The 11449-nt window shown below is 74.1% G+C and carries 12 protein-coding genes; 7 read left to right on the top strand and 5 right to left on the bottom strand.

Annotated elements, in window-relative coordinates:
- The first annotated feature begins 35 nt into the window (after nucleotides 1-35).
- The 3 genes from ACZ6ZR_RS11420 (at nucleotide 36) to ACZ6ZR_RS11410 (ending at nucleotide 2359) form a co-directional block, all read left to right on the top strand.
- Nucleotides 36-1097 carry a sugar kinase gene (locus tag ACZ6ZR_RS11420; protein WP_465641745.1) on the top strand — a complete coding sequence of 354 codons (1062 nt, stop codon included), beginning with the start codon at nucleotides 36-38 and terminating at the stop codon, nucleotides 1095-1097.
- A 77-nt stretch (nucleotides 1098-1174) separates the two neighbouring features.
- A complete protein-coding gene (locus ACZ6ZR_RS11415) occupies nucleotides 1175-1927 on the top strand; it encodes an IclR family transcriptional regulator (protein ID WP_465641743.1) in 753 nt (250 codons plus the stop codon).
- Between the two features lie 24 nt (nucleotides 1928-1951).
- Complete coding sequence (locus tag ACZ6ZR_RS11410; RefSeq protein ID WP_396293702.1) at nucleotides 1952-2359, top strand: RidA family protein; 408 nt, start codon at nucleotides 1952-1954, stop codon at nucleotides 2357-2359.
- A gap of 7 nt (nucleotides 2360-2366) precedes the next feature.
- Here ACZ6ZR_RS11410 and ACZ6ZR_RS11405 read toward each other — a convergent pair whose 3' ends face one another.
- The gene (locus ACZ6ZR_RS11405) at nucleotides 2367-3461 is read right to left on the bottom strand and encodes a Dyp-type peroxidase (protein WP_465641741.1); all 1095 of its coding nucleotides are present in this window, start codon (nucleotides 3459-3461) and stop codon (nucleotides 2367-2369) included.
- 116 nt (nucleotides 3462-3577) lie between these two features.
- Nucleotides 3578-4333 carry a hypothetical protein gene (locus ACZ6ZR_RS11400; protein WP_465641739.1) on the bottom strand — a complete coding sequence of 252 codons (756 nt, stop codon included), beginning with the start codon at nucleotides 4331-4333 and terminating at the stop codon, nucleotides 3578-3580.
- Nucleotides 4334-4496: 163 nt separating this feature from the next.
- Here ACZ6ZR_RS11400 and ACZ6ZR_RS11395 point away from each other — a divergent pair, with 163 nt between their 5' ends.
- Both ACZ6ZR_RS11395 and ACZ6ZR_RS11390 read left to right on the top strand, forming a co-directional pair.
- A complete protein-coding gene (locus ACZ6ZR_RS11395) occupies nucleotides 4497-5003 on the top strand; it encodes an SMI1/KNR4 family protein (protein ID WP_465641737.1) in 507 nt (168 codons plus the stop codon).
- 54 nt (nucleotides 5004-5057) lie between these two features.
- Nucleotides 5058-5414, top strand: coding sequence for a hypothetical protein (locus ACZ6ZR_RS11390; protein WP_465641735.1), 357 nt, complete (start codon nucleotides 5058-5060; stop codon nucleotides 5412-5414).
- A 7-nt stretch (nucleotides 5415-5421) separates the two neighbouring features.
- Here ACZ6ZR_RS11390 and cpt read toward each other — a convergent pair whose 3' ends face one another.
- Nucleotides 5422-5961, bottom strand: coding sequence for a chloramphenicol phosphotransferase CPT (gene cpt / locus ACZ6ZR_RS11385; RefSeq protein WP_465641733.1), 540 nt, complete (start codon nucleotides 5959-5961; stop codon nucleotides 5422-5424).
- A gap of 119 nt (nucleotides 5962-6080) precedes the next feature.
- Between cpt and ACZ6ZR_RS11380 the strand changes: the two genes are divergently transcribed.
- Both ACZ6ZR_RS11380 and ACZ6ZR_RS11375 read left to right on the top strand, forming a co-directional pair.
- Complete coding sequence (locus tag ACZ6ZR_RS11380) at nucleotides 6081-6806, top strand: DUF2306 domain-containing protein (protein ID WP_465641731.1); 726 nt, start codon at nucleotides 6081-6083, stop codon at nucleotides 6804-6806.
- 22 nt (nucleotides 6807-6828) lie between these two features.
- Nucleotides 6829-7491 (top strand): TetR/AcrR family transcriptional regulator, encoded by a 663-nt coding sequence (locus tag ACZ6ZR_RS11375; RefSeq protein ID WP_465641729.1) that lies wholly within the window; start codon nucleotides 6829-6831, stop codon nucleotides 7489-7491.
- A gap of 50 nt (nucleotides 7492-7541) precedes the next feature.
- Here the strand turns inward: ACZ6ZR_RS11375 and ACZ6ZR_RS11370 are convergent, their stop codons facing one another.
- Both ACZ6ZR_RS11370 and ACZ6ZR_RS11365 read right to left on the bottom strand, forming a co-directional pair.
- Nucleotides 7542-8066 carry a hypothetical protein gene (locus tag ACZ6ZR_RS11370; RefSeq protein WP_465641727.1) on the bottom strand — a complete coding sequence of 175 codons (525 nt, stop codon included), beginning with the start codon at nucleotides 8064-8066 and terminating at the stop codon, nucleotides 7542-7544.
- A gap of 183 nt (nucleotides 8067-8249) precedes the next feature.
- A partial coding sequence (locus tag ACZ6ZR_RS11365; RefSeq protein WP_465641725.1) for an MSCRAMM family protein occupies nucleotides 8250-11449 on the bottom strand: 3200 nt, incomplete at its 5' end.

Here is an 11449-nt window from a genome sequence, read left to right as displayed (position 1 = left end):
TCAACGGACCGCCCGGTCACAGGGGAGAGCACACCATGACTGTTCACCACGCGGGCGCGGGACCGGCCCAAGCGGGACCGGCCCAAGCGGTCTGCCTCGGTGAGTCGATGGCCGTGCTGCTGCCGGACCGTCAGGGCCCGCTGGACACCGTGACCTCCTTCACCCCCGCCGTCGGCGGCGCCGAGTCCAACGTCGCCTGCGGGCTGGCCGCCCTCGGTGTGCCCGCCGCCTGGGTCAGCCGGGTCGGCGCCGACGGCTTCGGCCGCCGCCTCACCGAGGAGCTGGCCGCCCGCGGCGTGGACGTCTCCGGCGTGCTCACCGACCCCGACCGGGCCACCGGCGTCTACCTCAAGGAGACCGGCGGCACCGGCCAGCCGCACGATCTCGGCCCCGGCCGCAGCCGCCTGCACTACTACCGCACCGGCTCCGCCGCCTCCGCCCTCTCCCCGGCCGTGCTCACCGAACCGGCCGTGGCCCGGCTGCTCGACGGAGCCCGGCTGCTCCACCTCTCCGGGATCACCCCCGCCCTCTCCGACAGCTGCCTCGCCCTGGTCCGCGCCCTGCTCGCCGACCGCCGTCCCGGACGCCTCGTCAGCTTCGACCTGAACTGGCGCCCCGCGCTCTGGCGCGACCGCGACCCGGCCGTGCTGCCCGCCCTGCTGGACGCCGCCGACCTGCTGCTGCTCGGCGCCGACGAGGCCGAGGCCGCCTTCGGCGCGGGCGAGCCGGGCGAGCTGCGCGAGCTCTTCCCCTCGCCCGGGGTGCTGGTGGTCAAGGACGCCGCCCACCAGGCCACCGCCCTGGCCAAGGACGGCACCGCCGTCACCGAGCCCGCGCTGGCGGTCGAGGTGCTGGAGCCGACCGGCGCGGGCGACGCCTTCGCGGCGGGCTACCTGGCCGGCACCCTGCGCGGGCTCGGCGGGCGCGAGCGGCTGAGACTCGGTCACCTCGCCGCGGCCTCCGCCCTCACCACCCCCGGGGACCACGGCGCGCTGCCGCCCGAGCGGGTGGTCACCGCCCTGCTCGCGGCTTCGGCCGAGGAGTGGGCCGCGACCCGGGTGACGGTGGATGGCATCGTGTCCCCTGTCCTGCCCTGACGTCCTCGATGTCCTCGATGTCCTTGACGTCCCGCCTGATGTCCCGTTCCGACGTGCACCACGGAGCCTGAACCGCCATGAGCCAGACCGTCACCCGCGCCCTGCGCCTGCTCGCCGAACTCGGCGAGGGCGAACGCTCCCTGGACCAGCTCGCCGAACTGATCGGGGTGCACAAGACCACCGTGCTCCGCCTGCTCCAGTCCCTGGAGGAGGAACGCTTCGTCTACCGCGACGCCGCCTACCGCTACCACCTCGGCGCCGGCCTGTTCGCCCTGGCCGGGCTGGCCCTGGAGCAGCGCGGCATCCGCACCGTGGCCGCCCCCCACCTGCGCGAGCTCAACGCCGCCACCGGCCAGACCGTCCACCTGGCCGCCTACGAGGGCGGCGAGGTGGTCTACATCGACAAGTACGACTCCCGGCACCCGGTGCGGATGTACTCCCGGGTCGGCCTGCGCGCCGCCCTGCACAACACCGCCGTGGCCAAGGTCCTGCTCGCCGACCTCCCGCCCGCCGAACGGCGCCGGGTGGCGGAGACGATCGAGTACACCCGGCACACCCCCCGCACCATCGCCGGCCCGGCCGCCCTGCTGGCCGAGCTGGAGACCGTCGCCGCCCAGGGCTGGGCCCAGGACCACGCCGAGCACGAGTCCTTCATCAACTGCGTGGCCGCACCCGTCCGGGACGCCACCGGGCGGGTGGTGGCGGCGGCCTCCATCTCGGTGCCGGACGTGGTGCTCCCGTACGAGCGGGTGCTGGAACTGGTGCCGCAGCTGCGCGCCACCGCCGCCGCGATCTCGGCCGACGCCGGGATGCCCCCCAAGACCCCCTGATGGTTCCTCAGCAAGGAGACTGACATGTCAGAGAAGACCGAGATCCGCACCGACGGCGCCCCGGCCCCCGCCTGGATGTTCTCCCAGGGCGTGCGCAAGGGCCCGATCCTCCAGGTCTCCGGCCAGGGCCCGCAGGACCCGGCCACCGGCGAGTACCTGCACCACGGCGACGTGAAGGCGCAGACCCGCCGCACCCTGGAGAACGTCAAGGCGATCGTCGAGGCCGGCGGCGGCACCGTCGAGGACGTGGTGATGTTCCGCGTCTACCTGACCAAGCGCTCCGACTTCGCGCTGATGAACGAGGTCTACGCCGCCTTCATCGAGGAGAACGTCAAGCCGGGCGGGGTGAAGCCCTGCCGCACCACCATCTTCTGCGAGCTGCCGCAGGAGCCGATGCTGGTCGAGATCGACGCCCAGGCGGTGCTGGACTGACCCCCGGTCAGAAGACCGGAACGCCGTCCGGCCCGGCGGGCGGCACCCAGCCGACCGCCGAGGCGCGGTGCTCGGTGAAGGCCGACAGCGCGTCCTGCTCGGCGAGGCGTCGCTGCATCCGGACGAAGTGCTTCGGGTCGCGCAGGTAGGCGCAGAAGACCAGCCCCTCGTCCCCCGGGCCGTCCCGGTAGCCGTAGCCCAGCCGGAGCATCCGGGCGCCGCCGTCCTGGCGGGGGCTGGCCAGCCGGACGTGGGAGTCGGCGGGCACCACGTACCGGCCGTCCGGGTACTTGGCGTACAGGTCCGGCTCGTCCTGCTCACTGCTGCCGCCGAGCGGGCTGCCGTCCTCCCGGCGGCGGCCGAACACCTCCTCCTGACGCTCCGTCGGGAGGGCGGCGAAGGCGGCCGTGTCCATCGCGATCCGCCGGTAGACCAGGTGGCAGCCGCCCGCGTACGGGCCCTCCGTGAGCCAGATCCGGTCCCGCTCGGACGGGGCCGGGTTGGCGGTGCCGTCCTTGAAGCCGAAGAGGTTGCGCGGGGTCTCGCCGGGCGCGGTCGGCGGTAGCTGCCCGGCCTGCCGCCAGCGGGGCGTCAGCAGCCCGGCCGCCTGGCCGTCCAACACGGCTGCCGCGTCCGCGAGTTGCTGCGGCCCCCCGGGCCCGCAGAGCTGCACCAGGACGTCCGCGCCGCTGCGCGCCGGGTCCAGCCGGTCGCCCGGGAAGGGCGGCAGCTCGGCCAGTGCGGGGGCGGCGAGCGTCAGCCGGTGCAGCGTGCCGGGGCCCAGGGCCAGTGCGGCGCGCGGGCCCTCGTCCAAGGAGCGGGTCCAGGCCGCGCACAGGGCTCGCAGTGCGGCGGCCCCGGTGCTGCCGGTGGCCGTCTCGGGGAGGTCGTAGGCGAGTACCAGCGTGTACGGCGACTGCGGCTCGGTGAGCATGCGCTGGGTCGCGGAGGCGGGAGCCGGACCGGGCGGGGGCGGTGCCTCGGCCGTCCGGGAGGCGCGGGGCGCGGTGGCGGCGAGCGCGGCCCCGGCGGTCAGCGCGGCGACGCCGCCCAGGACCAGGCGGCGGGGGAGGGGCGAGGTGTCGGACGGTGAAGGGTGCACAGCTGCGATTCAAGCCCCTGAGCGGGGGGCGGCGACGAGTCGTACGGGTCCGAAGGGTCCCGAAACGCCGGGGATTCCGCTCGTGCGGGTGATCCTGCGCTGGTCCGCCCGGCCGCCTACGGCGAGGGGGCGGTGCGGTCGGTGGGTCCCCACGGTGCGGCCGGTACCTGCTGCGGGGACCGACGCTCCGTCAGGTCCACCGTCACCGGCCGCGGCAGACCGTCCACCCGCAGCCGGAACCTGCGCAGGTTCCCGTCCTCGTCCACCCAGTAGGTGAGCCGGGCCTCGCCGCCCGCCTGCTCCCTCGGCAGCGGCCCCGAGAACACGCCGTAGACGTGCCCGCCGTCCAGGCGCTCGTCGCGCAGCCAGCGGGCGCCGGACTGGGCGAGCAACTGCGCGTTGTCGGGCCGGTCGGAGCCGAGCGCCATCAGGACGCGCAGGGCCGTGTCGAGCGGGTCGCCCGTGTACGCACGCGCGGACCAGGCGGTGGGCGGCATCGTCTCCGCCGCCCGCACCGCCTCCGCCGTCGTGCTCCGCCGCTCCTGCGGGGCCACGCCCAGGCCGGTGGTGTCCCAGGCGACCAGCCCGGCCGCGCCGGTGACCGACTCGTACGCCCCGACCGCGTGCCCGGCCCGGTAGTCCACCAGCCCGCGCACCCTCGTCCCGGCGTCACCGTCCGGCACGTCCACCTCGACCACGACCGGGCTCGCCTGGTAGCTGGTCAGCCGTGACAGCGCGATGCGGGCCGCCTCGTCCATGGTCACCGGCCGGCTCTCCGCCGCCCCGCCGCCGTCCCGGGCCGCCACCCCGCCGACCACCGCCACGACCACCAACCCCGCCCCGGCCGCCACCACCGCCACCCTGTTGCGCACTGCACGCCCCTCTGTCCGCCCGCCTGCTGGGCCGTCAGTCCAGCGCCCGGTGGACGGCAGGGCAACGGAACGCGCCCCGGGCGGCGGCCGGTTCACCCGCTCGGGCCCCCGCTGTGGGCCCCGCGGCACGGCGTTGTCCTGACGGTGGGGTTGACTACCCGTCATGGACCTCGGAGCGGTGGACGGGTTGGCCGGGCTGACCGGATGGACCGGCGAGCGCCGACCGGTGGGCTGGGCGGCGGTGGAGCGGCGGTTCGGCCTGCGGCTGCCCCCGGACTACCGGGCGCTGGCCGAGACCTTCGGAGCGGGCAGCTTCGACGACAACCTCCACCTGTGCGTGCCCGGCTCCCCCGACTTCGATCTGGTGCTGCTCCACGCCGAGCCCTTCGAGGGTGCCGAGGTCGGCCTCCTCCAGTGGGGCACCAGCACCGCCGAGCACTCCTTCTGCTGGCTGACGGAGGACCCCGACCCGGCCCGCTGGCCGGTCGTCGCGCGGGGCGACAGCGAGGACCCGTGGGAGCGGTTCGACTGCTCGGCGGCCGAGTTCCTCCACGGGATGCTGACCGACCCCCGCCACCCGTACTCGCTCGCCGAGTACTTCACGGAGCACTGGTTCACCCCGTACGCCTGGGCCCCTCCCGTCAACTCGGCTCCGCTGATCCTCTCCTGACGCTCCGACAGTCCGGCCGCCAGGCCTGTCGGTACCCCGCCGTACGGTCCCGGCATGGATACCACCACCGCCCCCGCAGGGGCCCGCACCTGCCCCGACACCGCCGGCCACCCCGGCCTGGACGGAGCCCCCGTCACCTGGATCACCCCCGCCCTCTGGGGCGCCCTCACCGCCCTGGCCGCCCACCTCGACCCCCTCGCCACCTCCGCCGACCCGGCCACCGCGGCCTGCCACGCGCTCCGCCTCGTCCTCGCAGCCGCCTACGACACCGGGGAGCCCGGCGAACCCCGCGGCCAGCTCTACGTCACCCCCACCGTCGCCCAACTCGGCCACCAGCCCGTCTGGATCCACCGCTCCCGCCCCGGCGGCCCCCTCACCGCCCGCTTCCCCACCGACCCCTGGCCGGGCTGACCTCGCGTCAGTCCCCCTGGAGGCGGGCGGCGATGGCGTGCGCGCAGGCCGCCGCGTCGGTGCGGGTCGTGTCGACCTCCAGGTCGTAGCGGACGCCCAGGTGCACCGACCCGGCCTGCGACGCCGCCATCCCGGTGACCCGGTCGCCCCGCAGGCGCTCCCGGCGGGCGGCCTCCCCGGGTTCGCAGCGGACCCCGACCCAGAGTGCCCGTGTCCCCTCCAGGGCCTGCTGCCACCGCAGTTGGGACCCGGCCCCGCTCAGGAAGACGTCGTCCACCACCACCCGCGCCCCGGCCCGGGCCGTCGCCACCACCCCCGCCATCCAGGCCGCCTCCAACACCCGGAACTCCGCCCCGACGTCCACCCCACCGTCCTCGGCGAAGGTGATCCCCTCCTCCGTCTCCCGCAGCCGCGCGGGCAGCGCCTCGACGAACCCGTCGATCCCGAACGCCAGCCAGGGCTCGGGCAGGGCTGCCTGCAGCTCCCGCACGATGCTCGACTTCCCGGAGCTGGAACCGCCGTTGAGGATGATCACCCGAATCGCCATCCCCCAACGGTAGGCCGTTGACACGCGTGCTGGGCGGGCGCTAGAAACTCACACTGTACAGATTGAGCATGTGCCGCCGTTCCGTGCCTGACCGAGCCCCGAAAGAGGGCCGCTCTGCCATGTCCGTACTGACCTCACGCCCGCCGACGGCCACCGATCGGCCCCGCCGCGGCTCCCGTCTCAGCTGGACGGTGGTGCTGCTGCTGTCGGTGGCGATCACCGGCTACTCCGTCGGCCAGTACGCGGCCGGCAGCCTGCAGGACCTCGCCGCCGACAGGGTCGGCCTCGCGCCGACCTATGCGGACCGGCCCTTCGCGGTCCAGGTCGCCTTCTACGTCCACATCGTCACGGCCGGCCTGGCGCTGGCGGTCGGGCCGTTCCAGTTCGTCCGGGCGATCCGGCGCCGCCTCCCCCGCGTGCACCGCTGGATCGGGCGCGGCTACCTGCTCGCCGTCGGGGCCGGTTCGGTGGCGGCGCTGGTGATGTCGTTCTTCAACTCCGTGGCGTTCGCCGGGTTCTTCGGTTTCGGCAGCCTCGCCGTGCTCTGGGGGTGGACCGCCTGGCGCGGCTACCGGGCCGCACGGAAGGGCGACTTCGCCGCCCACCAGGCCTGGATGATCCGGAACTTCGCCCTGACCTTCGCGGCGCCGACCCTCCGGCTCTGGTTCGGCGTGCTGGTCCTGGTCCAGGTGCTGGCCGGCGGCGCCGCCGGGGGCGACGTGGAGCAGATGGTCCGTCAGGCCTACGCCGCGGTCCCGTTCCTCTGCTGGCTGCCCAACATCGTCGTCGCCGAGCTGATGATCCGCCGTCGCGACCTCCCGGGCCTGAGGTTCGTCGCGCCGTAGCCGTCCGTGCCAGGATCCGTACATGACCGAGCCGACCCGTCGCACCCGCGCCACCTACCACCACGGCGACCTGCGGGCGGCCCTGATCAGGGCGGGCATCGAACTGGCCCGCACCGGCGGGCCGGAGGCGGTGGTCCTGCGCGAGGTCGCCCGCCTCGTCGGGGTCGCGCCCAACTCCGCGTACGGGCACTTCAAGACCCTGGCCGGGCTGAAGGCGGCGGTGGCCGAGCAGGCCCTGTGCGAGCTGGGAGCGGCGATGGCGGCGCACGTGGCGTCCGTCCGGGAGCCGTCTGACCCCCGGGCGGCCGCGGTGTTCCACCTGGGCGAGGTCGGCCGGGCCTACGTGCAGTTCGCGCTCGACGAGCCGGGACTGTTCCGGACCGCCATGGACGGCAACCCCTCGGGCGTGGGCACGCCCGGATCGTACGGCGCCGAGCCGGTCCCCGACCCCGAGGGCCGGCCAAAGCCGGACGCGATCCTGCTGGCGGCCCTCGACCGGCTGACCGTGGCGGGATGCCTGCGGCCGGAGGAGACCGGGGCGGCGGTGATGGCCAGTTGGGCCACGGTGCACGGGCTCGCCACCATCCTGGTCAACCTGCAGCCCGACCTTTCGGCCGCCGAGCGCGGGGCGGCGATCGACAACGCTCTGCGCGTCCTGCTGCTGGGCGTCACGGCCCTGGGGTAGCGGCGGTGGCTGTGGGTTGGCCGCCGTGGCCGTGGCCGTGGCCGTGGAGGTCAGGCCGACTCGAACTTGACCATCGCGTTGCCCGCCGCCGCGGCCGCGGCGAAGAAGTCCTTCAACTCGCCCAGGTTGGAGGCCAGTTCCGCCGCCCAATCCGGCGACCACGGCGTGCGGAAGCCGAGGGACTCGACCCCCTGGGCCAGTACGGCGTCCGAGCTCCTCACCAGGTCGCCGGGCGCGATCCGGTCCAGCAGGGCCGAGGCGTCCCGCACCTCGTCGCGGCGGAGGACCCACACCTCCGTCCCGACGAACCCGTACTCGGGGTGCTCCTCGCCCTCGACCCGCTTCTCGCCCCCGAAGACCGGCAACTGGGCGACGGTGGCCGGGACTTCGCCGCTCGCCGTCAGCGCGAGGTGCATCAGGTAGGCGTTGCGCTCCACGGCCATCACGGTGCCGGCCTCGCGGAGGGGCCCGAACTCCGCGTCGAACCAGCGTGGCACGAGCTCGCCCAGCTCCTTCGGGGAGAGCTCGTCCAGTGACCCGTCGGCCACCCGCCGCCAGAAGAAGTCCACGCTCATCTCGGTACCCGCCCCCATCGTGCTGCGCCGGCCTCGTCGGTGCCGCTCGCGCGACAGGGTAGGCGGTCCCCCCGACAGTGTGGGGGAGGGCCCGGCCGGCGGGCGGAGCGCCCGGGCACGACGGCGGGGTGGGACCGGCCCGGGTGGGCTGGTCCCACCCCGTGAAGGTGGTGGGGGAGGGGGTCAGGCCTTGCGGCGGCGGTGACGGAGGGTCAGGAGGAGGGTCAGGCCGGCGGTGGTGAGGAGGGTGGCGAGGGTGATGAGGAGGGTGGCGGTGGGGGAGCCGGTCGTGGGGAGGGGCTTCTTCGGGAGGGGCTTCTTGGGCTCCTCGGGGGTGGGCGGGATGCGGTCGTTGTCGACGGTGACGGTGGTGGAGGCCTCGGCGCCGGTGGTGGTGAGGGTCAGTTCGGTGACGGGGGCGGCGGGGAGGCGGTAGCCGGTGGGGGCCTCGGTCTCCTCGGCGTAGTAGGTGCCCGGGGAGAGGGGGCCGAAGTGGCAGGCGCCGTCGGAGTCGGTGGCGCACGGGCTGGCGACGGGGGTGTCGCCGTCGGGCTGGAGGCCCGGGGTGGCGTTGGTCTCGTGCCAGAGCCGGAAGACCGCGCCGGCGAGGGCGGCGTGGGTGCTGCCGTCACGCTTGAGGACGTGGACGTAGCCCGGGCGGGGTTCGTTGACGACGGTGACGGAGATGCCCTTGCGGTAGTTGGCGGAGGTGACGGTGAGGGGGCCGAAGACGGCGGGGGAGGGGAGGAGGTAGCCGGTCGGCGCCTGGATCTCCTGCCAGTAGTAGCTGCCGAGCAGGACCTCGGCGCTGCACTGGCCCGACTCGGAGGTGGTGCAGGGGGCGCCGACCTTGGTGTCGGTGTCGGTCTGGAGGCCCGCCACGGAGTTGTTGTCCTGCCAGAGCTGGAAGACCGCGCCGGGGAGGGCGTTTCCGTCCGGGCTCGTCTTCAGGACGACGACCCAGCCCTTGAGCGGACGGTCGACGGCGGTGACCGTGACGCCCTTGTCGAAGGTGGCGACCGTCAGGACGAGCGGGCCGAACACGGGGTTGGCGGGGAGCTCGTAGCCCTCGGGGGCCTGGGTCTCCTGCCAGTAGTAGGTGCCGATCTCGGTGGTGGTGAAGCACCGGCCGGTGTCCGGGGTGGTGCAGGGGTCACCGACGCGGGTGTCGCCGTCGGGCTGGAGGCCCGGGGTGGCGTTGCTCTCGCGCCAGAGCTGGAAGACGGCTCCGGCGAGGGGGCGGCCGTCGGGGTCGGTCTTGAGGACGCTGACCGAACCGGGGAGGGGCCGGTCGACGGCGGGGGTGCTCACGCCCTGCCGGTGGTTGGCGGGGGTGAGGGTGAGCGGTCCGAAGACTGCGGGGAGCGGGAGTTGGTAGCCGGTCGGGGCCTTGGTCTCCTGCCAGTAGTAGGTGCCGAGCCCGACGGTGACTGCGCACTCGCCGGAGAGCGGCGTGGTGCAGGGAGAGCCGATGCGGGTGTCGGTGTCGGTCTGGAGGCCGGTGGTGCCGTCGGTGTCCTGCCAGAGCTGGAACTCGGCGCCGGCGAGCGGGGTGCCGCTCGGGTCGGTCTTGACGACCTTCACCTGACCGGTCATCGGCTGGTCCACGGCGGTCGTCGTGACGCCGGCCGTGTAGGTGGCGGGGGTGAGGGCCAGGGGGCCGAAGACGGCGGGGTCCGGGAGCTCGTAGCCTTCGGGGGCCTTGGTCTCCTGCCAGTAGTAGGTACCGAGCCCGACGGTGGTGGAGCACCGGCCGTCGGCCGGGGTGGTGCAGGGGGTGCCGACCTTGGTGTCGGTGTCGGTCTGCAGGCCGTCGACGGAGTTGGTGTCCCGCCAGAGCTGGAACTCGGCGCCGGCCAGGGCGTCGCCGCCGGGGTTGGTCTTCAGCACGGTGACCTGACCCGTCATCGGCTGGTTCACCACGGTGATGGTGGCACCGGCCTCCGCGTTGGCGGCGGTGATCTCCAGTGCGCGGGTGGTCCGCTCGACGGGCAGGATGTAGCCCTCGGGCGCCTTGGTCTCCTCCCAGTAGTACGTGCCGATCTCGACCTGCTGCGCGCACTGGCCGTCGGCCGCGGCCCGGCAGAGCTCACCGACCGTCAGGTCCGCACCGCTGCCGTCCGGTTGGAGACCGGAGATGCCGTTGGTCTCCCGCCAGAGGCGGAACTCCGCGCCCGGGAGGAGCTTGCCGGTGGGGTCGGTCTTGAGGACCGTGACCCGGCCCCGGACGGGCTGGTCGACGGCGGTCGTGCTCACGCCCTGCCGGTGGTTGGCGGGGGTGAGGGTGAGGGGGCCGAAGACGGCGGGGGTGGGGAGGAGGAAGCCGGGCGGTGCCTGGGTCTCTTCCCAGTAGTAGGTGCCGAGGCCGACGGTGGTGGTGCACTGGCCGTTGGCGGGAGTGGTGCAGACGGCGCCCACGCGGGTGTCGGTGTCGGTCTGGAGGCCGGTGGTGCCGTTGGTGTCCTGCCAGAGTTGGAACTGGGCTCCGGCGAGGGCGTTGCCCTTGGGGTCGGTCTTCAGCACGGTGACGGCGCCGGTCATGGGCTGGTCGACGGCGGTGACGGTGAGGCCCGTCTGGTAGTTCGTCAGGTCCAGGACCAGGGGGCCGAAGACGGCGGGGTCGGGGAGGAGGAAGCCCTCGGGGGCCTTGGCCTCCTGCCAGTAGTAGGTGCCCAGTTCGACCGCGGCGGTGCACTGGCCCGTGGAGGGGGTGGTGCAGACCGCGCCGATCCTGGTGTCACCGTCGGTCTGGAGGCCGGTGGTGCCGTTGGTCTCGTGCCAGAGCTGGAAGACGGCTCCGGCGAGCGTGTTTCCTGCCGGGTCGGTCTTGGTGACGGTGACGTTGCCCTTCACCGGCTCGTTGACGGCGGTCGCGGTGACACCGGCCTGGTAGTTGGCGGTGGTCAGGATCAGCGGGCCGAAGACGGGCTGAGTGGGGATCAGGTAGCCGGGCGGTGCCTGGGTCTCCTGCCAGTAGTAGGTGCCGAGTTCGACCGAGGCGGTGCACTGGCCGTTGGCGGGGGTGGTGCAGACCGTTCCCACGCGGGTGTCGCTGTCGCTCTGGAGGCCCGCCGTGCCGTTGGTGTCCTGCCAGAGCTGGAAGACCGCGCCGGCCAGGAGGGTGCCCTTGGGGTCGGTCTTCACCACCGTGACGACGCCGGTCATCGGCTGGTCGACGGCGGTCGCGGTGACGCCGGCGGTGTAGTTGGTGGAGGTCAGTTCCAGTGGGCCGAAGACCGGCTGGGCGGGGAGGAGGTAGCCGTCGGGTGCTTGGGTCTCCTGCCAGTAGTAGGTGCCGAGTTCGACGGTGGTGGTGCACTGGCCGTTGGCGGGGGTGGTGCAGACGGTGCCGACCTTGGTGTCGGCGTCGGTCTGGAGGCCCG

The sequence above is a fragment of the Kitasatospora sp. NPDC088742 genome, from assembly GCF_055584905.1.
The sequence above is the reverse complement of the archived record's forward strand: the minus strand, read 5'-3'. Positions and strand labels throughout refer to the sequence as shown.

What these genes read in the sequence shown, in the direction of transcription:
- ACZ6ZR_RS11420 (WP_465641745.1), top strand. Translation starts at nt 36, where the DNA reads ATGACTGTTCACCACGCGGGCGCGGGACCGGCCCAAGCGGGACCGGCC.
- ACZ6ZR_RS11415 (WP_465641743.1), top strand. Translation starts at nt 1,175, where the DNA reads ATGAGCCAGACCGTCACCCGCGCCCTGCGCCTGCTCGCCGAACTCGGC.
- ACZ6ZR_RS11410 (WP_396293702.1), top strand. Translation starts at nt 1,952, where the DNA reads ATGTCAGAGAAGACCGAGATCCGCACCGACGGCGCCCCGGCCCCCGCC.
- ACZ6ZR_RS11395 (WP_465641737.1), top strand. Translation starts at nt 4,497, where the DNA reads ATGGACCTCGGAGCGGTGGACGGGTTGGCCGGGCTGACCGGATGGACC.
- ACZ6ZR_RS11390 (WP_465641735.1), top strand. Translation starts at nt 5,058, where the DNA reads ATGGATACCACCACCGCCCCCGCAGGGGCCCGCACCTGCCCCGACACC.
- cpt (WP_465641733.1), bottom strand. Translation starts at nt 5,961, where the DNA reads ATGGCGATTCGGGTGATCATCCTCAACGGCGGTTCCAGCTCCGGGAAG.
- ACZ6ZR_RS11380 (WP_465641731.1), top strand. Translation starts at nt 6,081, where the DNA reads ATGTCCGTACTGACCTCACGCCCGCCGACGGCCACCGATCGGCCCCGC.
- ACZ6ZR_RS11375 (WP_465641729.1), top strand. Translation starts at nt 6,829, where the DNA reads ATGACCGAGCCGACCCGTCGCACCCGCGCCACCTACCACCACGGCGAC.
- ACZ6ZR_RS11370 (WP_465641727.1), bottom strand. Translation starts at nt 8,066, where the DNA reads ATGAGCGTGGACTTCTTCTGGCGGCGGGTGGCCGACGGGTCACTGGAC.